This is a genomic window from Streptomyces sp. BK340 (genome assembly GCF_007827595.1).
Taxonomy (GTDB): domain Bacteria; phylum Actinomycetota; class Actinomycetes; order Streptomycetales; family Streptomycetaceae; genus Streptomyces.
Genome location: NZ_VISR01000016.1, coordinates 32982 through 54868, shown reverse-complemented (window position 1 = coordinate 54868; position 21887 = coordinate 32982). Strand labels below are relative to the sequence as shown.

At 71.4% G+C, this 21887-nt stretch carries 22 protein-coding genes and 1 pseudogene; 8 read left to right on the top strand and 15 right to left on the bottom strand.

Translation table 11 applies throughout. From position 1 onward, the window contains the following. Positions 1–33: 33 nt before the first annotated feature. Positions 34–861: a hypothetical protein gene (locus FB157_RS25980; RefSeq protein WP_315903843.1), complete on the top strand. Its 828-nt coding sequence runs from the start codon at positions 34–36 to the stop codon at positions 859–861. On the opposite strand, the gene FB157_RS25975 is transcribed toward FB157_RS25980, so the two are convergent. From FB157_RS25975 to FB157_RS25950, 6 genes are all read right to left on the bottom strand, one after another. Beyond that, positions 845–1330 (bottom strand): DUF3291 domain-containing protein, encoded by a 486-nt coding sequence (locus tag FB157_RS25975; RefSeq protein ID WP_145883062.1) that lies wholly within the window; start codon positions 1328–1330, stop codon positions 845–847. The genes FB157_RS25980 and FB157_RS25975 overlap by 17 nt on opposite strands. A 45-nt stretch (positions 1331–1375) precedes the next feature. Further along, positions 1376–2833, bottom strand: coding sequence for a penicillin-binding protein 2 (locus tag FB157_RS25970; protein WP_186581694.1), 1458 nt, complete (start codon positions 2831–2833; stop codon positions 1376–1378). 23 nt (positions 2834–2856) lie between these two features. Beyond that, positions 2857–4218, bottom strand: coding sequence for an FtsW/RodA/SpoVE family cell cycle protein (locus FB157_RS25965; protein ID WP_145883060.1), 1362 nt, complete (start codon positions 4216–4218; stop codon positions 2857–2859). A 106-nt stretch (positions 4219–4324) separates the two neighbouring features. Then, a complete protein-coding gene (locus FB157_RS25960; protein WP_145883059.1) occupies positions 4325–5560 on the bottom strand; it encodes a HAMP domain-containing sensor histidine kinase in 1236 nt (411 codons plus the stop codon). Next, a complete protein-coding gene (locus FB157_RS25955; protein WP_186581681.1) occupies positions 5557–6291 on the bottom strand; it encodes a hypothetical protein in 735 nt (244 codons plus the stop codon). The genes FB157_RS25960 and FB157_RS25955 overlap by 4 nt, the downstream gene beginning before the upstream one ends. 93 nt (positions 6292–6384) lie before the next feature. Further along, the gene (locus tag FB157_RS25950; RefSeq protein ID WP_186581680.1) at positions 6385–6891 is read right to left on the bottom strand and encodes a dual specificity protein phosphatase family protein; all 507 of its coding nucleotides are present in this window, start codon (positions 6889–6891) and stop codon (positions 6385–6387) included. Between the two features lie 101 nt (positions 6892–6992). Here FB157_RS25950 and FB157_RS25945 point away from each other — a divergent pair, with 101 nt between their 5' ends. Then, positions 6993–7796 carry a nuclease-related domain-containing protein gene (locus FB157_RS25945; RefSeq protein ID WP_145883057.1) on the top strand — a complete coding sequence of 268 codons (804 nt, stop codon included), beginning with the start codon at positions 6993–6995 and terminating at the stop codon, positions 7794–7796. Between the two features lie 61 nt (positions 7797–7857). Here FB157_RS25945 and ligD read toward each other — a convergent pair whose 3' ends face one another. Then, complete coding sequence (gene ligD / locus FB157_RS25940) at positions 7858–8739, bottom strand: non-homologous end-joining DNA ligase (RefSeq protein ID WP_145883056.1); 882 nt, start codon at positions 8737–8739, stop codon at positions 7858–7860. Between the two features lie 62 nt (positions 8740–8801). Between ligD and FB157_RS25935 the strand changes: the two genes are divergently transcribed. Both FB157_RS25935 and FB157_RS25930 read left to right on the top strand, forming a co-directional pair. Then, positions 8802–9878 (top strand): Ku protein, encoded by a 1077-nt coding sequence (locus FB157_RS25935; RefSeq protein WP_186581679.1) that lies wholly within the window; start codon positions 8802–8804, stop codon positions 9876–9878. Positions 9879–10048: 170 nt separating this feature from the next. Further along, complete coding sequence (locus FB157_RS25930; protein ID WP_261386557.1) at positions 10049–11116, top strand: hypothetical protein; 1068 nt, start codon at positions 10049–10051, stop codon at positions 11114–11116. Between the two features lie 97 nt (positions 11117–11213). Here the strand turns inward: FB157_RS25930 and FB157_RS25925 are convergent, their stop codons facing one another. Together FB157_RS25925 and FB157_RS25920 are read right to left on the bottom strand one after the other, a co-directional pair. Further along, positions 11214–13196 carry a serine/threonine-protein kinase gene (locus FB157_RS25925; protein WP_261386533.1) on the bottom strand — a complete coding sequence of 661 codons (1983 nt, stop codon included), beginning with the start codon at positions 13194–13196 and terminating at the stop codon, positions 11214–11216. Positions 13197–13432: 236 nt separating this feature from the next. Beyond that, a complete protein-coding gene (locus FB157_RS25920; RefSeq protein ID WP_145883052.1) occupies positions 13433–13861 on the bottom strand; it encodes a hypothetical protein in 429 nt (142 codons plus the stop codon). Positions 13862–14339: 478 nt separating this feature from the next. On the opposite strand from FB157_RS25920, the pseudogene FB157_RS25915 reads away from it, so the two are divergent. The 3 genes and pseudogenes from FB157_RS25915 to FB157_RS25905 all read left to right on the top strand — a co-directional run. After that, a pseudogene (locus FB157_RS25915) lies at positions 14340–14528 on the top strand (LysR family transcriptional regulator); the annotation flags it as partial. Positions 14529–14559: 31 nt separating this feature from the next. Then, a complete protein-coding gene (locus FB157_RS25910) occupies positions 14560–15006 on the top strand; it encodes a cupin domain-containing protein (RefSeq protein ID WP_145883051.1) in 447 nt (148 codons plus the stop codon). Positions 15007–15419: 413 nt separating this feature from the next. Then, positions 15420–16751: a cytochrome P450 gene (locus FB157_RS25905; protein ID WP_145883050.1), complete on the top strand. Its 1332-nt coding sequence runs from the start codon at positions 15420–15422 to the stop codon at positions 16749–16751. A gap of 44 nt (positions 16752–16795) precedes the next feature. Here the strand turns inward: FB157_RS25905 and FB157_RS25900 are convergent, their stop codons facing one another. After that, positions 16796–17350, bottom strand: a complete 555-nt coding sequence (locus FB157_RS25900; RefSeq protein WP_145883049.1) for a GNAT family N-acetyltransferase — start codon at positions 17348–17350, stop codon at positions 16796–16798. Positions 17351–17430: 80 nt separating this feature from the next. Continuing rightward, entirely contained in the window at positions 17431–17751 is a 321-nt protein-coding gene (locus FB157_RS25895; protein WP_145883197.1) for a GYD domain-containing protein, read from the bottom strand. A gap of 346 nt (positions 17752–18097) precedes the next feature. Here FB157_RS25895 and FB157_RS25890 point away from each other — a divergent pair, with 346 nt between their 5' ends. Further along, entirely contained in the window at positions 18098–19018 is a 921-nt protein-coding gene (locus tag FB157_RS25890; RefSeq protein ID WP_222440960.1) for an MBL fold metallo-hydrolase, read from the top strand. 82 nt (positions 19019–19100) lie between these two features. On the opposite strand, the gene FB157_RS25885 is transcribed toward FB157_RS25890, so the two are convergent. The 4 genes from FB157_RS25885 to FB157_RS25875 all read right to left on the bottom strand — a co-directional run bounded on the left by FB157_RS25885 (position 19101) and on the right by FB157_RS25875 (position 21849). Further along, positions 19101–19862, bottom strand: a complete 762-nt coding sequence (locus FB157_RS25885; RefSeq protein WP_145883048.1) for a DUF3592 domain-containing protein — start codon at positions 19860–19862, stop codon at positions 19101–19103. A gap of 253 nt (positions 19863–20115) precedes the next feature. Beyond that, positions 20116–20289, bottom strand: coding sequence for a hypothetical protein (locus FB157_RS47450; RefSeq protein WP_186581678.1), 174 nt, complete (start codon positions 20287–20289; stop codon positions 20116–20118). Positions 20290–20720: 431 nt separating this feature from the next. Next, positions 20721–21260 carry a hypothetical protein gene (locus tag FB157_RS25880; RefSeq protein WP_145883047.1) on the bottom strand — a complete coding sequence of 180 codons (540 nt, stop codon included), beginning with the start codon at positions 21258–21260 and terminating at the stop codon, positions 20721–20723. Positions 21261–21291: 31 nt separating this feature from the next. Further along, a complete protein-coding gene (locus FB157_RS25875) occupies positions 21292–21849 on the bottom strand; it encodes a hypothetical protein (protein WP_145883046.1) in 558 nt (185 codons plus the stop codon). Positions 21850–21887 lie beyond the last annotated feature (38 nt).

The window sequence follows — 21887 nt, the reverse complement described above, 5'->3', positions numbered from 1 at the left end:
GCTCGCCGGGTGCAGTAGCGTTCTGGCGTGTCCATGCCTCCGCCGCAGCAGCCCCAGTACCCGTACCAGCCCCAGCAGCCGCAGTACCCGTACGGGCAGCAGCCGCCGCAGGCCCCGCCGCCTCCGGGGCCGTACGGCTCCCCGTACCCCCAGCAACAGCCGTACCCTCCGCAGCCCTACCCGGCGCAGCCGTACCCCGCCTGGGGCGCGCCGCCCATGGGGCCGCCGCCGAAGAAGCGCGGGGTCGGCCTGGCGCTCGGGATCGTGGGCGGGGTCATCGGCGTGTCCGTGCTCGGTGCCGCCGGCGGGTTCGGGGCGCTGCTCGGCACCGACTTCCCCGCGGCCGAGAACAAGCTCACCCTGCCCCACGAGCTGGTGGACGGGAAGTACGTACTCGCCGACGACCTCTCCGACAGCGAGGGGCGGAAGGTCGAGGACGGGGCCGACGGCGCCTGGGACGCCAAGGACGTCCACGCCCTGGTCGGCCGCTACAGCCCGGGCGGCGACGACTCCAAGGGCATGCTGCTGGTGTCGAGCATGTACGGACGGTTCAAGAACGAGGACGACGTCCGCAGCAACATGCTCGAGGGGGCCACCGAGGCCGGCGGCGTGACGGTGGTCCAACCCGAGAAGGACGTCACCCCGTCCGGCTCCGACGTCTCCGTCAGCTGTGAGGTGCTCACCCAGAAACAGGCGCTGGTGACCATCACCTACCCGGTCTGCGCCTGGGCGGACGGCAACACGGCGGCCGTGATCGGCGAGGTCGACCTGCAGCGCAAGAACTCCGCCGACGTGGATCTCGACGCCGCCGCCCGGAACACCCTCAAGGTCCGCGACGAGATGATCAAGCCGATCGGCTGACCGCCTCCGCCTCCTGCGCGGGGAACGACGTCCGCAGGGTGAAGGCGTACGGCGTCGGGCCGTGCTCCCTCAGGTGCACCAGCCGTTCCTCCGCCTCGGCCACGGTCGGGCGGTGGCCGGCGGGTACCCACCACAGGGTGGCCATCGCCTCGGAGACACGCTCGAACCATTCGCGGCGCCGGGCCAGCAACTCCCGGTGCTGCCCCTGGTACATGAACGCGGTCAGCGTGTCGGTGTCCCGCCACACCGACATGTTGACGATCAGCCACTCGTCGCCGAAGACAGCGATGTCGGTGGCGTTGCCGGAGTCGCTCTCCAGCCGCCAGACGAACCCGTTCGCGGCGTCCGCCGTGGCGTTCACCGGGTCGAGCGCGTCGACGAAGTCCTTCAACTCGGGGGAGTCCAGCGGGAACCTGAGGCGGGCGATGTTGACCTGGGCGAGTTCGTGGGAGACCGGCTCATACGTCATGACCGAACGGTAGGTCGGGTGCCGTGGGCCGCGGTACCCCCCGTCTCACAGGCCGAGAACCGCCCGCATCACCTCCCGGGCGATCGGCGCCGCGTCCCCGCCGCCGCTGATCTCGCCCCGGTCCGCCGAGGCGTCCTCGACCACCACCGCGACCGCGACCCTCGGCTCCAGGTCGTCGTCGGCCTGCGCCCAGGAGACGAACCAGGCGTACGGCACACCGGAGTTGCCGACACCGTGCTGGGCGGTACCGGTCTTGCCGCCGACCACGGCTCCGCGGATGGCCGCGTTGGTGCCGGTGCCGTCCGTGACCACGTCGGTCATCAGCTCCCGCAGCTGGAGGGCCGTGGACGCGCGCATCACCTGCCGGTCGGGTCCCATGCCGCCGCCGGTGAGCGTCTCACCTCCGTGGCGCGTGGTGCGCTCCACCAGGTACGGGGTCCGCAGCCGGCCGCCGTTGGCGACCGTCGCCGCGACCATCGCCATCTGCAGCGGAGTCGCCCGGGTGTTGTACTGCCCGATCGAGGACAGCGCGAGCTGCGCCTTGTCCACATGGGTGTCGAAGGTGCTGGGGGCGGCCTCGAACGGGACCCGCAGCCGGGTGTCGTTGAAGCCGAACGCCTGGGCCGTGGCCGACATGTCCGCCGCCCCGACGTCCACGGCCAGCTTGGCGAACACCGTGTTGCACGACCACTCGAAGGCTTCCCGCAGCGAGGCGTCCGCACAGCCGTCGCCCTCGTTGGTCAGCCGGGTCCTGGTCCCGGGCAGCCGGTAGGGGTCGGGGGAGTCGGTGGACGCGTCCAGGTCCGTGACCACACCCGCGTCCAGTGCCGCCGCGGCGGTGACCACCTTGAACGTCGATCCCGGCGGATAGGTCTGCCGCACCGCCCGGTTGAGCATCGGCTTCTCCGGGTCGTGGTTGAGCCGCGCCCAGGCCGCGGCCGTCGCCTCGCTGTTGCCGGACAGCTCGGCGGGGTCGTACGACGGGGTCGACACCAGCGCCAGCACGCGGCCCGTGGCCGGCTCGATCGCGGCCACCGCGCCCCGCCGCCCGTGCAGCCCCTGGTACGCCGCCCGCTGCGCGTTCCGGTCGATGGTGGTGACGACGTCCCCGCCCGGACCGGACCCGCGCGTCAGGTCGTTCCACAGCGGGAACGGCGACAGCAGCGGATCCGTGCCGGAGAGCACCCCGTCCTCCGTGTCCTCCAGGAACGTGCTGCCGTACATCTGCGAGGCGAAGCCGGTGACCGGCGCGTACAACGGGCCGTCCCGGTAGGCGCGTTCGTAGCGCAGCTGCTCACCGGTGTCGTTGGAGCCGGTGACCGGCTCGCCGCCGACCAGGATGTCCCCGCGCGGCTGCTGGTAACGGGCGATCGTGGCACGGCGGTTGGCCGGATTGGCGTCGTAGGAGCCCGCCTGGACCACCTGCACCCGGGCGGCGTTGACGAGCAGGGCCGCCAGCAGCAGGGCGCAGAACGCCCAGGCGTGCCGGATGTAGCGGGCCATCGGCCGGCCGCCGCCGTACTCGGTCACGGGGCCTCCCGCCCGTCGTACTGGCTGCGGGCCGAGTCGCTCACCCGGATCAGCAGGGCCACGATCGCCCAGTTGGTGACGACCGAGGAGCCGCCCTGGGCGAGGAACGGCATCGCCATGCCGGTCAGCGGGATCAGACCGGTGACGCCGCCCGCGATCACGAACACCTGGAGCGCGACGATCGAGGCGAGGCCGACCGCGAGGAGCCGGCCGAACGGCTCGCGCAGGGCGAGTCCCGCCCGGTAGCCGCGCTCCACGAGCAGGGCGTAGAGCAGGAAGATCGCCGCGAGGCCCGTGAGGCCCAGTTCCTCGCCCGCCGTCGCCAGGATGAAGTCCGACTTGGTGGCGAAGCCGATGAGGATGGAGTGGCCGAACCCGAGCCCGGTGCCGAGGACCCCGCCCGCCGCGAAGGCGAACAGGGACTGCGCCAGCTGGTTGGGTCCCTGCCCGGCGTCGATGGTGGCGAACGGGTGCAGCCAGTCCTCGATCCGGCCGTTCACGTGCGGCTCGAAGTGGCCGACGGCGAAGGCGCCGAGAACGGCGAGCACCAGGCCGACCGCGATCCAGCCGGTGCGGCCGGTGGCGGTGTACAGCAGGACCACGAACAGCCCGAAGAACAGCAGCGAGGTCCCGAGGTCGCGCTCCAGCACCAGCACTCCGACGCTCAGCAGCCAGATCGTCACGATCGGCCCGAGCACCCGCCCGGTCGGGAACTGCAGCCGCCACAGCCGGCGGCCCGTGTAGGCGAGCGCGTTGCGGTTGGCGGCCAGGTAGGCGGCGAAGAACACCGCGAGCAGCACCTTCGCGAACTCGCCCGGCTGGATGGAGAATCCGGCGATCCGGATCCAGATGCGGGCGCCGTTGACGGCCGGGAAGAGGATCGGCAGCAGGAGGAGCGCCAGGGCCGCGACCACGCAGACGTAGGAGTAGCGCTGGAGCACCCGGTGGTCGCGCAGCACCAGGACGACCACGATGAACAGGCCCACCCCGAGCGTGGACCACACCAGTTGGGTGGGGGCGGCGCGGTCGCCCGGCGTCTCCAGGTCGAGCCGGTAGATCAGCACCAGACCGAGGCCGTTGAGCAGCACCCCGATGGGCAGCAGGAGGGGGTCGGCGTACGGCGCCCGGATCCGGACCGCGAGATGTGCGAACAGGGCCAGCACACCGAGTCCGGCGCCGTAACCGGCGGCGCCCGGCGGGACGGTGCCGGCCCGGGCCAGGCCCACGGCGCAGTAGCCGTACACGGACAGCAGGACGGCCAGCACGATCAGGGCCAGTTCGATGCCACGGCGACGGGGGAGGCGTACGGCGGGGGAGGGCGTCCTGGGCGCCGCCACGGCTGTTCCGGCCTTGGTCATGTCCGGAACCTATCCAAACGGGGCGTGTTGTGCGTGGTTTGCCCGGGTTGTCGGCATCAGCGTGGCGCGGACCGGGAGGGTGAACCGTCCGAGCTCCCGTCCGGCGCTACTGGAGGTACAGCGTGGCCACGGCGCCCCCGCCCAGCGCGTTGCCGAAGAACAGCCGCGCCCCCAGGACCTCCGCCTGCCCCACCGCGATGGTCAGCCCGAGCCCGTGCCCCTTGGCCCCGCCCTCCGTGCGGAACCGCTGCGGCCCATGGGCCACCAGGTACTCCGGATACCCGCCCCCGTGATCCCGCACGGTCACCACGGGCCCGTCCACGGTCAGAACCACCGGAGCCGCCCCGTGCTTGTGCGCGTTCGCCACCAGATTCCCCAGCACCCGCTCCAGCCGCCGCCGGTCGGTCTCCACCCGGGCGTCCCGCACGATCCGCACCTCGGTGTCCGTCCCGGAGGCCCGCACCACCCGCGCGGCGAGCGCGCCCAGCTCCTCGGTGTCCACCTCCAGCCTCTCCCGCCCGGTGTCCAGCCGGGAGATCTCCAGCAGGTCCTCGGTGAGCGTGCGCAGCGCCGCCACCCGGTCCCGGACCAGCTCGGTCGGCCGGCCCGGCGGCAGCAGCTCGGCCGCCGCGTGCAGCCCGGTCAGCGGGGTGCGCAGCTCATGGGCCACGTCCGCGGTGAACCGCTGCTCGCTCAGCAGCTTGCTCTGCAGCGAGGAGGCCATGGAGTCCAGCGCGGCCGCCACCGCGGCCACCTCGTCCTGGGGGCGCGTCGCGTCCTTCGTCCGGGGGTCGTTCACACGGGCGTCCAGATCGCCCGCGCTGATCCGCCGGGCCACCTGCGCTGTGCCGTGCAGCCGCCGCGTCACCCGGGTCACCGCGAACGCGCCCACCAGCAGCGTCGCCCCGATCGCCAGCGCCGACGACCACAGGATGGACCGGTCGAGCCCGGCGATCGTACGGGCCTGCTGCGAGTAGTCGACCTCCACCGCGAGCGCCCGGTGGCCGTTCGCCGGCCCCGCCGCCCACATGATCGGCCGTCCCTGGTGCGAGGAGACCATCGTGCCGCGCTCCCCGGCCAGGGCGAGCACCCGCAGTCGTCCCGGCAGCCCCTCGGGGTCCACCCCGGCACCCGGCAGCAGCGCGTCCCCGGCCTCGTACGCCTCGGTGGCGTCCTGCAGCCGGGACAGCGCGAGGTCGCGGGCCTGGCCGACGGTCTGGTCGGTCACCGACACATGCACCAGGACGCCGAGCAGCGCGGCCAGCGCGCAGCACATCACCGCGATGAACGCGGCCGACTTCACCGCGAGCGTCCCGGCCCACCGGGGCAGCGCGGGCCTCATCCCGTGCTCACCGGCGGGGTGGTGCCGGCCGACGGGGAGGGGGCGTGGCTGTGCCGGCCCTTGCCGGTGCGCAGGAACTCGTCCCGGGAGAACACCATGGCCCGCTGCTCCGGGTCCCAGGCCCAGGTGGTGCGGTACTCGTACCCGGAGATCCCGGCCGGGGAGCGGACGATCACCGCCCGGCCGGCCAGCTCGACGCCGAGGATCGCGTCGTTGTCGGCCAGCACCTGCACCAGCTTGTGCTTCTCCACCGTGTAGACCCGCACCGCCGTCTGGTTCGTCGGATACAGCCGGAAGCCCAGCGTCAGATCGGCCCGCCCGTCCCCGGTGAGATCCCGGTAGTACGCCTTGAGCAACGGGCACCGCGCCCGGTCCCCGCCCGCGCCGCACTCCTTCATCCGCTCGACGGTCGCGTGGTACGCCCCCTTCGACCCGTAGTCGTCCGGATGCGCGGCCATCTCGGCCCGTACGACGTGCACCGGATCGACCTTGCGGATGTCGTCGCCCGGTACCTGGACGCCCTTGACGGTCTCGGTGCTCCCCTCGTCGTAGGGGTAGGCCGGGCTGGAAGCCGGCCGGAGGTCCGGCCAGAGCTTCGCCGGGCTCACCGCGGTCGGGGTCGCCCCCGCGCCCTCCAGGTCGCCCCGGTCGCCACAGGCCGCCGCCGTCGCCGACAGCAGGGCGACGACGGCCGCGGTGAGGGCGGTGCGCGCGATGCGACGGGCTGACACGGGGCTCCTGAGGATTCGGGGGCGGGAGTGGCCCCGTACACCTTATTCGTAGGGAAGTCCTTTTTGTGCACTCGGGGCGGTGCTGGGGAGAGGCTACTCGGCCAGTTCTTCCAGCAGCCGGGCGGTGGCCAGTCCCGCGCGCAGGTACTCCACGAACAGGTCGTTGTGCAGCGCCCACGGGGAGCGCCGGGCGCGGATCAGCTCGATCGCCTCCTCGGTGCTGCGGCCCCGCCGGACCAGGGTGTGCGCCACGACCAGGCCCGAGCGGTTGTAGCCGTGGTAGCAGCGGACGAGCACCGAGTGGCCGGTGTCCAGCGCCTCGTGCGCCGCGCGCGCGAGCCGTATCACCCCGGCGAGCTGTGTACCGTCCAGCGGTCCGTCCGGTATCGGCCACACGTGATGCTCGGTCCCGGGGCCGGGGCCGTACCCCGGCAGCCTCAGGAGCGACTGCACCACGTCGAACTGATCGCGCACGACGGCGGACTCCAGCCGACCGGAACGGCCCCGGAACTCGTGCCCGCCCATCCACAGGCGGGGCTCTATCTCGTCCCAGGGGCTCTCCGGAGCCGGTACGCCGGGCTGCTTTCCGTGGGTCCGCAACGGCGCCTCCCCAACTCCCCCTCGCAGGGCCGCTCTCCAAGGTAACCGGGTTCTTGCGTGGGAGCACCCCGCCTGTTCCCATGGTCGAGGGGTGATGGCGCATGAGCGGACTGCGCGTGGTGCCGACCTGGCGGCACGGTCACGAACGCCTGTACGTCTGCGGCCCGGACGGAGGGAACATCGCCTGGTACGACCGTGAGACCGGCCGGGTGAACCTGATCGCCGAGGACCGCGAGGCCGATGTCCTGGAGGCCCTCGAGCCCTTCCTGACCGGCCCGGTGACCGTGGGACCGCCCCCGGTGCCGACACCCGCGGAACTGGCCCGGCTGACCCTGCACCCGGACGACGACCTCGCGCCCAACCGCCCCGGCGAGGCCCTGCTCGTCGCCCTCGAACGGGACCCCGCCCCCGCCCACCGCCTCCGCCCGGACCCGCGCAGGCGCGCCCTGACCGCCGAGCAGGCCGCCGGCGACGCCCTGGACCGGCTGGAAGGGGCGGGCTGGCACACCCTGCACTCCATCCCGCTCCCGGGCGGCGACCGCATCCACCACCTCCTCATAGGCCCCGGCGGCCTCTGCGTCGTGCACGCCCTGTACGCCCGTAAACAGCGGGTCCGGGTGACCGACCCGACGGTCACCCTGGGCCGCCACGACCCGGAGCCCCTGCTCCGCCGCCTCCGCGCCACCACCGACCGCGCCTCCTACGCCCTCACCGCCGAGGTCCACCCCGTCCTGGCCCTGGTCGACCCCGCCGACCTGCGCGTCACGGCCCCGCCCCGGGGCGTCCGCATCCTCCGGCACACCGACCTGCCGACCCTGGCCCGCCTGGGCGCAGTGCTGAAGCCGGCGGACGTGGAGGCGCTGCACGCGATGGCACGGGACCGCGGGACGTGGGGGAAGCTGTGAGGCGGCCCGTACCGGTCGGCCCGTCCTGCGTTCGAGGACACGGCCCGTCCGGCACCGCTCCTCAGGGCAGCGCCACCGCCCGCCCGGAGTCCAGCAGCGGCGCCAGCAGATCCCCGTGGTCCTGCAGGCGCGGCGCCATGTCCCCGGCCACGAACTCCAGCTGCCCCGGCACCCGGCACCCCGCGACCTCCTCCCACGTCACCGGCGCCGACACCAGCGGAACCCGCCGCGCCCGCAGCGTGTAGGGCGCCGCCGTGGTCTTGCGCCCCGCGTTCTGACTCCAGTCCACGAACACCTTCCCCGGCCGCAGACTCCGCGTCATCCGGTGCACCACCAGCCGCGGCATGGCCCGCTCCGCCTCCACCGCCAGCGCCTTCGCGTACTCGCTCGCCCGCTCGGAAGAGCCCCCGCGCACCCCCGCCAGCACATGCAGCCCCTTCGACCCCGCCGTCTTGGCGTACGCCTCGATGCCGTCCGCCGCCAGCCGCTCCCGCAGCCACAGCGCGACCTCGCAGCAGTGCACGATCGTCGCGGGCGCCCCGGGATCCAGGTCGAACACCAGCCGGTCGGCCTCGTCCGGTGACTGGACCAGCCACTGGTGCGTGTGGAACTCGGCGACCAGGTTCGCCGCCCACACCAGACTCGCCAGGTCCTGTACGACCACCATCCGGGCCGGCCCCTCCGACCGCGGTACCTCGGCGGTCGTGACCCACCCGGGCGTACCCGGCGGCACGTTCTTGGTGAAGAACACCTGCCCGTCCGGCCCGTCCGGATAGCGCAGGAAGGACACCGCGCGGTCGCGCAGATGCGGCAGCAGCACCTCGGCGCCGGTCGCGTAGTAGTGCACCAGCTCCCCCTTGGTGAAGCCGGTCTCCGGATACAGCACCTTCTCCAGGTTGCTGAGCGCGACCCGTCGCCCCTCCACGTCCGTGATAGGCGTCATAGGATGACCATTCCAGGCATACAGTCACACAACACCAGAAAACGGAAGGAACGGTGCTGCACGTGCGATCCATTTGGAACGGCGCCATCTCCTTCGGTCTCGTCAGCATCCCGATCAAGCTGGTGAACGCCACCGAGAGCCACTCGATCTCCTTCCGCCAGATCCACACCGAGGACAACGGCCGCATCCGCTACCGCAAGGTGTGCGAGCTGGAGGACCGCGAGGTCAGCCAGGCCGAGATCGGCAAGGGGTACGAGGACGCGGACGGATCGATCATCCCGATCAGCGACGAGGACCTCTCCCACCTCCCGATCCCGACCGCCCGCACGATCGAGATCGTCGCCTTCGTGCCGGCCGACCGGATCGACCCGCTCCAGATGGACGCGGCCTACTACCTCGCCGCCGGCGGAGCCCCCGCCGCCAAGCCGTACACCCTCCTGCGCGAGGCCCTCAAACGCAGCAACAAGGTCGCCATCACCAAGTACGCGCTGCGCGGCCGCGAACGCCTGGGCATGCTGCGCGTGGTCGGCGACGCCATCGCCATGCACGGCCTCCTCTGGCCGGACGAGGTACGCGCCCCCGAAGGGGTCGCCCCGGACGCGGACGTCACCGTCCGCGACAAGGAGCTGGACCTCGCGGACGCCCTGATGGACACTCTCGGCGAGGTCGAGCTCGAGGACCTGCACGACGAGTACCGCGAGGCGCTGGAGGAGGTCATCGCGGCGAAGGCGGCCGGCGAGAGTCCGCCCGAGGCTCCCGAGCCCGCCGGCGGCGGAAAGGTGCTCGACCTGATGGCTGCCCTGGAGAAGAGCGTGCGCGCGGCCCGGGAGTCCCGGGGCGAGGCACCGGCAGCTGAGGGCGAGGTCAGGTCCCTCGCGCGCGGCCGTGCCACCCCGAAGGAGACGGGCGGCAAGAAGTCGACGGCCACGGCGGCGAAGAAGACGGCCACGAAGAAGACGACGCCGGCCAGGAAGTCGACGGCCAGGACGACAGCCGCGAAGACCACCGCCGCCAAGTCGAACGCGGCGAAGACGACGTCCAAGTCCACGGCGAAGACCGCGAAGACGGCGTCCACCGCCAGGACGACCGCGAAGAAGACCCCGGCCAAGAAGACGGCGTCCCGCAAGCGCTCGGCCTGACCGGGCCGCCCCGCGCAACCTGACGGGCCACCCGCACTCCCGCGGAACCGGGGCGCCCGGCCGTCCCGAAGGTCACCGGCCGGGACAGCGGCACGGCCGACGGCCGAAGATGACCCCTGATTCCCTCCCCCCAGGTGGGACGACTCGGGCACGATGAGGGGGTGACATACATGGTGACCGTGGCCATGGCCCCTCCCAAGGGCGCTGCGGAACTCGACGCGCTCCAGCGAGAGGGCGTCGTCTTCCTGCTGAGGAAGGGGTTCGACTCGCTCGAGGCGGTCGAAGGGCCCGACGGCATGGAGATAGAGCTGATGGACGACGTCATCGCCGCCCATCCCGGAGGCGTCCTGCTGAAGCTCTTCGTCGACGCACCGGCGCTGGAGTTCGCGGAGGACGCCGCCCGCGAGGTCGTGGCAGAACTCCTGGAACGCACCGAACCGCTCGCCGACTGGCAGATCACCCGGTGCGCGGTCGAGCTGAACTCCGAACTCCTCCAGGAGAGCCTCGACGCGGCCGACGGCCCCGACGCCCCGCCGTCCGACCCGGCGGAACGAGCCCGACGCCACCGGGCCACCGAGCCCGCCCCGGCCCAGGGCCGCATCGACCCGGCCGAGGTCGAGGCCATGCGCTCCAGACTCCGCGCCCTGGCGCCCCTGCTCGCGGCCTGCCCCCTCGACCGTTTCGGCTACTTCGACGATCCCGGGGAGCGCACCGTCGGCCGGGAGGCCGCGGAGGTCGCGGCCGGCGCCCTCGTGTTCGCCATCGACCTCCTGGTGGACGAACTCTTCACCGACCTCGCGAGCCTGGAGGAGGACGGTCCGACCGTGGCCGAGAGCGATGCCACCTTCATGCTCCTGGACGACCTGCCCCCGCAGTTCGCCGACGAGTACACCGTCCTGTTCGCCCGCCGTCTCACCGTCACGGCGGTGACCATGACCGCCCGCCTCACCCAGCCGCACCCCGCCCGTCCGACCTGCATCGCGGAAGAACTGCTGCTGAGATTCCTGCTCACCCGGGCCGAGGTGACGGCCGACCTCTACGACCTCCTCACCGACGAGGTCAGCGCGGCCCTGGAGACCTTCGCCGACAGCTTCGAAGGGGACCTCACCGAGGACGACCTGGACATCGACCCCAGCGGAGCGGGCGACTGGTTCACCCCCTACGACGCCGAGGGTTTCGTCCACCCGTACGCCGCGAACGACGACGAGGAGTCACTGCAGGGCCCCGGCGCACGGTAGCCGCGGTCCGGAAGGGATCGGTTCCGCCGCGGCACCCGATCCCCGTGAACCGCGGCACCCGATCCCCGTGAACCGCTGCACGCGGCCGAGGGCACACCTAGGCCGCGTTACGCCACACCTTCACGTCCAGATCGGCGTACGCCGTCCCGGACGAGCCCCGGAACGTCACCAGCCCGACGTGCCCCGTCCCGCTGATCACGCACATCTGCTGGCCGACGGTCAGGTCCTTGATCCAGATGTAGCTCTTGTAACCGGTCGCCGCCCTGCACACGTCCAGGCCCCCCTGACGGCCCACGGGCAGCAGCGCCAGAGAGCTGCCGGAAGTGGTGCCGGGGGCGAGGAGCGCGCCCGAGGAGTAGACCGCGTAGGTCAGATCCTCGTCGGACGTACCGGTGTCCGCCTTGGCCCGCACCGGGTTGTCCGCCAGGTACAGGTCGTGGCTCTTGGTCATCCGGATCCCGGCGTACGTCACCGGGACGGGCGCCTTCGGAGCCGCGGGCTTGCTCGCCGCGGTGCTCGGCGGCGCCGAGGACACGGTCCGCGTGGGCGTCGGGGGCCCCGAAGGGCTGGGCGGCACTGCGGACTTGGTGGACTTCGCCTTCTTCGACACCTTGGCGGAGGGGGAGCCGGACGACGACGGCGACGGCTCGGTGGTCGTGGCCGAGTGCGACGCGGACACTTCCCGAGCCTGCGTACCGCCCTTGTCGCCGTCCCCCGGAACGAACAGCAAGGTGACGGCGGCCCCACAGGCGACGAGTGCGACGGCGGCCGCGGACAGCAGCCACACTCGTCCCTTGCGTCCCTTGTGCTCCTTGCCGCCCGCGGTCACCGGCGCGGTCTGCGCGTCGGCCGGCACCTGCGACTGCGGCCCACCGACCGGAGCGTACGCACCCGGCACGCCCCCCGGCGCCATGACGAAGGGCCCGGGCAGCGCGGTGTGGGACGGCGGGGTGGGGGCGTAGGCGGCCGGCGGCCCGAAGGCGCCGGAAGCGGCGGGACCGGTAGGACCGGCGGAGGGGAAAGCGCCAGGAGCGCCCGGCGCATAGGGAGCACCGGCACCGCCGGGAACGTGGGGACCGCCGGGAGCATGCGCGTCACCGGGACCGCCGGCTTCCCCGAACGCCCCGAAAGCGCCGGCGGGGGGAGTGGCCCGAGCCGTCGTACCACCCGTGTCCACCACCCGTCCCCGGGCCTGATCGGCGTCCGCGGCCCGAGCCTCGATCCCCGCGGCCAACTCGCCCGGCAGCCACGCCCCGGACGTGAACCGCGCCTCGTCACCGCGGTACGCCTGGATCTCCTGGACGGAGCGGATGACCTCCTCGACGGTGGGCCGCTCGGCGGCGGGCTTGCGCAGACACCGGGCCACCAGATCCTGAATCCCGGCCGGCACCCGGCTGAGATCGGGCTCCGCGTGCACCACCCGGTACAGCACCGCGTGCGGATCCCCGTCGCCGAACGCGGCGCCGCCCGTCGCCGCGAACACGGCGGTCTGCCCGAGCGCGAACACATCGGCGGCGGGGGCGGCCTCCGCGCCGAGCACCTGCTCCGGTGCCATGTAGGCGACCGTGCCCAGGGCCGTACCGCTCTGGGTCAGTGATGTGGCGTCAGCCGCGCGCGCCACACCGAAGTCGATGACGCGTGGGCCGTCGGAGGCGAGCAGCACGTTCGACGGCTTGAGGTCCCGGTGCACGATGCCTTCGCGGTGCACGGCCTGAAGCGCCTCCGCGACACCGGCGATCAGCCGCAGCACGGTGTCCACGGGCAGCGGCCCGTGCTCGCGAACGGCCTCGGAGAGCGAGGGCCCCGGCACGTAGGCGGTCGCGCACCACGGCACGGCCCCCTCGGTGTCGCTGTCCACGACCGGAGCGGTGTAGATCCCGTGGACCCGGCCGGCCGCGGCCACCTCGGCCTGGAACCGCTTGCGGAACTCGGCGTTCTCGGCCAGTTCGGGCCGGATCACCTTGACCGCGACGGCCCGTCCGCCCGGCGTGTGCGAGAGATAGACCCGCCCCATGCCGCCGGCCCCGAGCCGGGCCACCAGCCGGTAGCCGCCCATGGTCCGCGGATCGCCGTCCTCCAACGGCTCGAAACTCCCCGTATCGGGCCCACCGTTACTCAACACGCCCCACCCCACACCGAGATCTGCTCCGTCGGGCCCCATTGCATCACGGGCCCCATGCGGCCCGTCCCGGCACCGTGGTGACGCGGCGACGGCGGCGCTGCGGCAGTGCAGAAGCCCCAGGAGGCGGCCGGGGCGGGCGTACTTCGCTGCCACTCCCGAGCAGTCTCCGACACGGCGCACGGCGCACGGCGGCCTCAATCGGACAGCCGCACACCTGGGACACGGCGAACGTCCTCTCCTCCCGCCGGCGTCCCCTCCACGGCGGCGGGCTGCCCAAGCCCCTGCGCAGCCGGGACAGGAGGCGAGAGCGGCGCCGCCGCCCCCGTCCAGATGCGGTAAAGATGCCGGATCGCCGCGACATCGGCGTGATCCTTCGGCCTGGCAGCCGCGATCTTCCACCGCAGAACGTCTCCGAGCCGCATGAAGGGAACGCCGTCGATGACATCGGCGTCGTCGATCAGCCGGTCGGTCGACCAGCCCGGGGTCCAGCGGTCCATGATTTCGATCGAAGCCGTGGGGTGGACAACCCTCAGGCCGTATCCCGAGACCGTCGCCTCCGGAGCGCCCAGCGCGAGGGCCCGCTCCCAGGCCTCGCCCCGGGCGAGAACGTCCAGGTCACCCATGCGCGCACGCAGACCCCGGACGTACAGGGCGGCAGACCCGCACACCACGTACTCGCCACGCGGCAGTTTCAGGGCGGCCAAGGCGGCGAAGAGGCCATCCGCATCGCTCAGGAGCACACGTTCTCCCAGGAGTTGAGGGCACGCTGTACCGCTGACGCGGCGACAGCAGGTGACGCCAGCATGTTGTACGCCAAGGCACTGTCCGTTGTCATACGCGCGAGCCGGGCTTTCGAGCCTCGCAGACACGTTCGTCCGAGCGCGGGGGAGTGGGGCGCCGCGCATTGCGCCGGCTCCCCGCCGGAGTGGCGTCGCACCGGGTCCCCGCCGGAGTCACAAGGAGCCGCAGCCCGCGTGCGCCGCGCACCGCACCGTCGCAGTCTGGACGTATGACCTGTCGGCGCGGAACGAAAGGTGACCAGTGAAGTTCGCAGTCGTCGGCGCTACCAGCCTGATCGGGGCGAAGGTCGTGAAGAAGCTGAACGTCGCCGGGCCCGAGGTCTTCCCCCTCGACGAACTCGGCCCGATCACGCTGAACGCCCGCTCCGACAGCCGCACAGTCGTCACCGACGACACCGCCGGCATGTTCTCCGCCCTCCCGGGCGACGCCCTCATCGCCAAGGGTGACACCCGCATCGCCCCCACCCACTACAGGGACTGGCTTTCCTGAACCGCCCAGCCCACCCACCGGAGGCCTCGCCATGTCGAACAACGATCCGGCGGCTGGCAGCGGTGAGAGCCGACCGCGCTCGGAAGCATGGAAGACGGCGCTCACCGTGCTGCAGTCGGCGAAACCGCCGTCCATTCCCGCGGGGGCAGAGGCGATGACGGTCCTCGTCGAGTTTCCTCCCGGCGACCCCGGCACCCCTCCGCACAGGCACTCGGGGCCCGCTTTCGGCTACATGCTGGAAGGGGAGATGCTCTTCGAGCTGGAAGGCGAGCCGGAGCGGGTGATCAAGGCCGGAGAGACGTTCTGGGAGCCGGGCGGCGATGTCATCCACTACCAGGACGGGAACAACCGGACCGACTCCTGGAGCCGCTTCCTCGTCACCATGATGTGTGCGCCGGGTCAGCCCATGCTCACCCTGGTCGACGACGAGGAGCTGGCCCGGCGTCAACATCTGCGCGCTCCCCGCCCAGCCGCATGATCCGCCGCCGATGGCAGATCTGGGTGCCGGACACCTCGGACCATGATCGAAGCGGTTCGATCAAGGCTGCGAGCTGCGGTTCGGCTGTCGGTGGCCGTCAGCGCCGGACACCCGGGGAGTGCGGCCGCCGCCGCAGAAGTGCCCCGTATCACATATATGACATATGTGGCAATATGGCCTGTGCGGCATGTGACGCTGAAGACGGGCGAGAGGAGTGCACCATGATCGCCAAGCTGCTTGGCAAGCTGTCCTTCACCCGCCACTACGGCGCGTACGGGGCCCACGAGTGGGATGCCTACGCCGGCGACCAGGACTGACCACACTGCCGGCGCGCGCCCACGGGCGCACGCCGGCTCCCGGCCGCGCTGCCGACGACATCGGCCCGGACGGGTACGAGAGTCAGGGACGGTCTCATGGGCCGGACGAATGAGCCGCCGCGGCTGCCCGAGGGCGGCTTCGCCGCATGGAACCGCGACCGGCTGGGAGTGGCGCGACGCGGCGCCGACGAGTGCGGGGACGTCTGGCAGCTGGAGCCAGGTGTCTACGTAGCAGCCACTGCCGAGCCGTGCGAAGCGGTCCTGCGCCGGGCGCACGACTTCCCCAAGGCACCCTCGCCTCTCTTCCCGCCGTCGAAGCGGTCGGGCGGAGCACCGACACCCGAGGAGCGTGCACACGCTCACGCCGCCCGCATGCGTGGACTGCGCGCCCAGGCGGTCGCGGCCCGGATCGGTGAGATCGCGCCCGGGACCGCTCGATTCGTGGACCGGTGGCCCACGGACCAGGACGTCGAAGTTCTGCCCCCGGTCCGGCACGCCCTGGCAGAGATCGGCGTGCGCTACCTCTACTCCGAAGACGCTCCCACCCTGCTGCCCCATGCCTTCCAGCTCTTCCTGGCCCGGGAGGTGCTCGCCCGCCCCTCGCGCTGGGAATGGCCGCGCTGGATCCCCACACCGGCACGGCGGTTCCGTACCCGCCAACAAGTCGCCTTCACCGACGCGTTGCGGCCCATCGTCCGCCGGCGCCGTTCATCGGGCCGACTCGGTGACGACACGCTGGGACAGATGCTGCGGCCCTCCCCCCGCTACGGCCTGCTGCCGGAAGAGGCCGTCCTCGACACCCTCCCCGGAATCACCGTCGCCACCTTCGAGACACCTTCCCGCGCGGCCGGATGGATCCTGCTCCACCTGGCCCGGTACCCCCAGGCAGCGAGCCGCGTAGCGGCCGAAGCCGCACTGCTTCCCGCAGACCCCGCCGCGACGACCAGCACCCACCTCGACAACCTGCACTACACCCAGGCACTGGTACGCGAGGTGCTCCGACTGCACCCCCCGAGCTGGCTGCTGACCCGCCGCACAGCGCGGGAGACCCAGCTCGCCGGCTACACCATCGATGCCGGCTCCACCGTTCTCGTCTGCCCCTACACCGCCCACCGCGACGCACGGGAACACCCCGACCCGGACCGGTTCCAGCCCGAGCGCTGGCTCGATGACGAGGGCCCGCCGGCCGGACCCGGCGTCTTCCTCTCCTTCGGCACCGGGCCGCACGGCTGCGAGGGAACCGCCCTGGCCATGGCGATGCTGACGCTCCTGACCGCGCAGACCGCCCGTCGCTACCGGTTGAGCGAGCCGCCCGGACCGGAACCCAGCCACCAGGTCGCCACCTACGAAGGTCTCGCAACTGTCGGCCTGCGTCTGCGTGCCACTTCGCGCAGTCGAGGTCAGTCCTGGGCGCCGAGCGAAAGTTGATCAAGTGCGAGTGCTGTTCCGCACACCCTCGGACGACCAGCTCATCATTCGCTCACCGTGTGCCGCTGGTCGAACTCGTCGGCGAGCATGCCCATCATGACGAGGTCGTGGTGCCGGCCGGCGAAGAAGACGTGTTCCCGCAAGCGCCCCTCCTCGGTGAAGCCGAGCCGACGCATGAGCGCCAGCGATGCCTCGTTGTGGGCGAAGACCGCAGCCAGGCACTTGTGATAGCGCCGCTCGGCAAACATGAAGCGCATCAACAGCATGACGGCTTCTGCCGCGTAGCCCTTGCGCCGGTGGTCGGCGCCGATCGTGACATCGAACTCGAACCAGCCCGAACGACGGCCGGTGCGATGTGAGCCGACTGTGCCGACCAGTTCTCCCGAGACCGTCGCTTCGACCGCCAACCGGAAGCGGTCGTCATCGCACTCGGCAACGGCTTGCTCCTTCGCCCAGGCACGGTAGCTCTCGGCGGACCTCGGAAGCTCCAGCCGGCTCCCTCGCCGCCCGTCGCCGTCGGCCAAGCGCATGAACGCCGTCCAGTCGTCGGGCTCGACAGCGCGCAGGCGTACCCGATCACCGGTCCAGGACGATGCCATGCCCCATTTGATCACGCTGCTGCGAGCGCGGGGCCGGGAGGCACGCCGAGGTGGACCGGCCCCCTGGGTTCGATCTCGGCTTACGCGCCGGGAGGGCGGAAGTCGACCTGGCGGCGGGCAGCCTCGTCGATCTCGTCGAGGGTGAGGAGGGGAGTGGCCCGGGTGCGGATCGCGCCGCTGGCCTTGACGCTGAGACTGGCGGCGGCCATGGAGACCGGGTCGGGGAAGTCGAGAATGCACACCAGGTCGTCCTCCCCGAAGGAGAAGTACATGGCCTCGACGGTCCCGCCCAGGCCGGCGACGACGTGGTCGACGGCGGCGCGGCGGCCACTTGCACCTTCCTTGAGCAAGCCCTTCGCACCCGCGGGCGTGTAGGTGGCCTGGATGAGGAACTTCGGCATAGGGGCGCTCCCTGCCCGTGACGTGTCCGGCGTGCCGTGCAGAATGACCTTCCCGCTGTCACGCCGGCTGCCAATCAAGGCACGGCTGGATTCACCCGTAAGACACATCGGCCATGCACTCAACGCTGCCATGGGGGCGTCGAGCGCGACGCCCAACTCACGCATCAGAGCGACCTCTTCCTCCATTCTCAGGCTGACGCCGAGGTATCGGTCGGGCTCGTCGGCGTCACAGAAGTCGTCGAAGAGCGTGTGAAAAACGTGGTCCAGGTTGCGGAATGGGCCGTTGTGAGAGACCACACGAGGTCTTGAGCTGGCACCCCTGCCACCAAGCCTCGAGGATGCTCGTATGAAGGTGCCGATCGGTCGCCCGAGCCTGCGGCCCTACCTGCCCTACCAGCAGCGCGCTGCAACGCACCGCGAGGGGCTGACCGCTCACTTCCTCGGCACCAGTTCAGTGCTGCTGACGGACGGACGGACCTCGTTGCTCAGCGACGGTTTCATCACCCGCCCAGGGATGCTGCGAGTGGGAATGGGCAAGATCGCCCCGGACCGTGCGCTGGTCCGTGCCGCCGCCGAGCGGCTGCGCGTGGACACCCTCGCCGCCGTGGTCTGTGCGCATTCCCACTACGACCACGCCCTCGACGCACCGGTGTGGGCTCTGGAGACCGGCGCCGAACTGGTCGGGTCGGAGTCCACCGCCAACATCGGGCGGGGCCTTGAGGTCCCCGAGTCGTCCCTGCGGGTGGTCGGCCACGGCGACACCGTCACCTACGGCAGCTTCACGCTGACCTTTCTGGACTCCGTGCACAGCCCGGGCGACCACTACCCAGGCACCGTCGACGAGCCCTTGGTCCCGCCGGCCCGCGCCGGTGCCTGGAAGACCGGCACCGCCTACTCCGTGCTCATCACCCACCCCCACGGCCGCGTACTGCTGCAAGCCAGCGCCAACTACCGGCCGGGCGCGCTGCGCGGTCACCACGCCGACGTCATCTACCTGGGCGTAGGCATGCTGGGCGGACAGCCCGCCGAGTTCCTCCACACCTACTGGGACGAGGTCGTGGTCGCGACCGGGGCCAGGCGGGTCATCCTGGTGCACTGGGACGACTTCTTCCTCGGCCTGGACCGGCCACTGCGCCCGATGCCCTACCTGCTGGACGACCTCGGCACCACAATGAGCCGACTGCTGCCCCTGGCCCGCCGTGACGGCGTCGACGTGGTCCTGCCGGTTTCCTGGCAACCCAGCGCCCCTCTCGCCGGTATCGCGTGAACTCGGCCAGAAAACCCCTGGAGTTGGGTAGCAAGCGGTAACTCGGGGCGTTGAGGCGTGATCACGAGTTGCGTCGGGTCGTTCAGGTCCTGGGGTGGTGGCCGCCCGGCGTCCTGCCCGATTCCGCTTGTCCCTTCGTACGGAGCACTTCCCTGGCAGTGCCCACCAGAAAAGCCGCCGCGAGCAGCCCGATCACGATCGCCCCTTGCCGAATTCCGTCGGCGTCGCGTCCGTCGAGGTAGGCGACGTGGCGGACCTCGGTAGGGCGCACCGGGTTGTATGCGACGGGTATGCGCGCTCCCGGCCTCGCATCGTTTCCTGAGCTGGGCGTGACGTCGACATCCGCACTCACGGGACCGGCCGGCGTGTCGAAGCGCACGGTCACGGAGGTCGCCCGGCCTTCCTCCGACCGGCCGGTGATCTCGACGACGGTCGCGTCGGTCCTGTGGCCCTGGTCCCGGAGGTTCGCCAGCACCTGGTACTCCTGACCGGCTTCCCACCCCATGACTCCGGCGATGGTGGCGAACACCAGAAAGCCGCCGGCGGCCAGTCGGGCTCTGCCCCAGCGGGGGGCCACCAGCCACGATTCCGGCCCGAGCCGCAGCAGCCCGGCCACGAGGCGGCCCGGCGAAGGAACGGCCCAGCCCTGGCGGCGTACCAGCCTGGAGACACCGTCCATTGCGGCCAGTGCCACCGCCCAGCCGAGAACATAGAGCCACAGGGGCCCCAGCGGCCCGAACGCCAGCCACACCACGACGCCCACGACGACCGCGAGCGCCCTCCACCCGAGGGGAGAGCCGTACTGGTCCCGGCCATCGCCCGGCACGGACTCGCGCTCGTCCATGTGCGCCTCCCCACCCCGTCACGAGATGAGACTCACCGGCTGCCGCGCTGGTTGTACGGGCCGCCCCATGCCAGAGGCCTCGCCCGTTTCCGGGCTTCACCCGTGCTGATGCCCCAGGATCCCGTCCACAGCGCTTGTCCGTGTCAGAGGGGGCCGGCGGCACAGACCGTGTCGGAGGTGTGCCGGGCGCCCACCGCACGAGGACGCGAACCGCCTCTGTTGCGCTGCCCTGGGCAGGGTCACCAGGACGCTGTCAGTGCTTGAACGAATCCTTGGCCCTCTCCTTCGTGCCCCGCATCCTGCCCCGTGCTTCGAGGGCGGCACCCTTTGCCGCGAGGGTTTCCTTGTGCACGGCGTGGGCCACCTTTCGCACAGTTTTTCCTACCACCTGCTCGGCCTTTGCCTTGGCTTTCTCTCCGGTACTCATCTCGATACCTCCGCGCTCACTGGCCGGGTGCCCTTGAGACCCGGGTGCCCTTGAGACGGGGAAAAAACCCTGAGCAGGCGGTGTCCTCCTGGCTCACCGTCTCTTCCTGGGATGACCAGTGGCGGCAGCGGCACCGGTGATGATGTGAGGTCGGCGGTGGGGACCATCAGCCGGGGATATCCGGTGTCCCCCGTGCCTGCATGTTCGCGGTCGAGCACGCGGGGACAGCGCTCGTGGTCATCGGCAGCCCGGCCCTGAGAGTCCGGAGCCCTCGGCAGGCATCGCCCTCGTGATCCTCTGCCTGCCGTGCGCGACTCGTAGCGGTCGTGAACCGGAGCATCCGCCAGGGCGAGGGGCGCTCGCGATCAACCGTGAGGTGGGCCCGGACCGACGGCTGCCCTTTGTGGTCCGGGCTGCTCATGCACAGGGGCTTACGCACTGAGTAGACGGTTGAAGAAGGAGCGGTAGCGACGTAGAGCCCTGCGCAGTTCCTCTGTCTCTACCTGCTCTCCCTGGCCCCACTGTTCCTCCAGCTCCTTCTTGTGCTGGGCGAAGGTGGTGGCCAGCGTCTGCATCACGTCTGCGACGAGGGCGTCCGCATCGTGTACGGCCTCCCGGGGATCGTCCACGAACCTGTTCTGGATCTTCTGCCAGCGGCCGCGGAAGGCCTGGTCCTCGTCGTCCGTCAGGAGCTGCGGAGCCTCATCGTCCGAGGCGTCCGAGGCGTCCGAGGTATCCGGGGTCCGCGGACTGCCCGCCGCACCGGCTCGGGCGCCGTCCCCAGCAGGGGACCCGCCGGCCTCGTCGGTCGGGTTCTGTGCAGTCGGGGTGGCTTCACCGGGGTAGATCGCCGCCCTCGATGATGCTTCCTCTGTTTCTTCCGGCGTCTGCGTTGTGGCGCCGGAGGGCTGTGCGAGGTCCTCGGTGGTCAGACCGCCTGCGGTGCGGTCCCTCTCCTCGTTGTCACGCATGGGGTTCCTCCAATCCGAGTCGGAGTCGGCGTCAGGGACGGGCCGCATGGGCCTGGCCGCCATCGGAGAGCAACTCGTTGAACAGGGCGCGGTAGTGCACCATTGCACCCCTCAGTTGCTCGGTCGTCGCCTGGCTGCGGCCGCTGAGGGCCTCCACGTCGTGCGCGGCACGGTAGTGCTCAAGGGTGCGCCCGTGCTCCACCGAGAGGTCCTTCATCTGCTGGTCAAACCCTTCGGTCGGGTAGCCGCGGTCGTGCATCAACGAGGTCACGAGCCGGTCCGCGTCGTGCACCGCCTCCTCCGGCCGGTCCACGAATTCCTCCTGCACGCTGCTCCACTCCTGTGCGTAGCGGTTTCGCGACACCGACGGAAGCGGTTTGATGTCGAGTGAATCGTGTCGTTTCTCGCGCTCCCTGAGCTCGCGCTCAGCGGCAAGCCGGCCGTCGGATCCCTCGACGGTGCGTTCGTACTCCGGGCCGAAGCGCTCACGGAGGTGACGCCTTCGCATCACGAGTGAGACCGCTACGGCGGCCAGAGCGAGCAGCACCACGACCGGAATGATGATCGCCAGAAGTGTTCCTGTTGACATGCGAACACGCTCCTCGGGGACGTAGGGTTTCCCCCCTT

Coding starts and splice junctions, on each gene's coding strand:
- FB157_RS25980 (WP_315903843.1), top strand. CDS start 34: ATGCCTCCGCCGCAGCAGCCCCAGTACCCGTACCAGCCCCAGCAGCCG.
- FB157_RS25975 (WP_145883062.1), bottom strand. CDS start 1,330: ATGACGTATGAGCCGGTCTCCCACGAACTCGCCCAGGTCAACATCGCC.
- FB157_RS25970 (WP_186581694.1), bottom strand. CDS start 2,833: ATGGCCCGCTACATCCGGCACGCCTGGGCGTTCTGCGCCCTGCTGCTG.
- FB157_RS25965 (WP_145883060.1), bottom strand. CDS start 4,218: ATGACCAAGGCCGGAACAGCCGTGGCGGCGCCCAGGACGCCCTCCCCC.
- FB157_RS25960 (WP_145883059.1), bottom strand. CDS start 5,560: ATGAGGCCCGCGCTGCCCCGGTGGGCCGGGACGCTCGCGGTGAAGTCG.
- FB157_RS25945 (WP_145883057.1), top strand. CDS start 6,993: ATGAGCGGACTGCGCGTGGTGCCGACCTGGCGGCACGGTCACGAACGC.
- ligD (WP_145883056.1), bottom strand. CDS start 8,739: ATGACGCCTATCACGGACGTGGAGGGGCGACGGGTCGCGCTCAGCAAC.
- FB157_RS25930 (WP_261386557.1), top strand. CDS start 10,049: ATGGTGACCGTGGCCATGGCCCCTCCCAAGGGCGCTGCGGAACTCGAC.
- FB157_RS25920 (WP_145883052.1), bottom strand. CDS start 13,861: ATGGGTGACCTGGACGTTCTCGCCCGGGGCGAGGCCTGGGAGCGGGCC.
- FB157_RS25910 (WP_145883051.1), top strand. CDS start 14,560: ATGTCGAACAACGATCCGGCGGCTGGCAGCGGTGAGAGCCGACCGCGC.
- FB157_RS25905 (WP_145883050.1), top strand. CDS start 15,420: ATGGGCCGGACGAATGAGCCGCCGCGGCTGCCCGAGGGCGGCTTCGCC.
- FB157_RS25900 (WP_145883049.1), bottom strand. CDS start 17,350: ATGGCATCGTCCTGGACCGGTGATCGGGTACGCCTGCGCGCTGTCGAG.
- FB157_RS25895 (WP_145883197.1), bottom strand. CDS start 17,751: ATGCCGAAGTTCCTCATCCAGGCCACCTACACGCCCGCGGGTGCGAAG.
- FB157_RS25890 (WP_222440960.1), top strand. CDS start 18,098: ATGAAGGTGCCGATCGGTCGCCCGAGCCTGCGGCCCTACCTGCCCTAC.
- FB157_RS25885 (WP_145883048.1), bottom strand. CDS start 19,862: ATGGACGAGCGCGAGTCCGTGCCGGGCGATGGCCGGGACCAGTACGGC.
- FB157_RS47450 (WP_186581678.1), bottom strand. CDS start 20,289: ATGAGTACCGGAGAGAAAGCCAAGGCAAAGGCCGAGCAGGTGGTAGGA.
- FB157_RS25880 (WP_145883047.1), bottom strand. CDS start 21,260: ATGCGTGACAACGAGGAGAGGGACCGCACCGCAGGCGGTCTGACCACC.
- FB157_RS25875 (WP_145883046.1), bottom strand. CDS start 21,849: ATGTCAACAGGAACACTTCTGGCGATCATCATTCCGGTCGTGGTGCTG.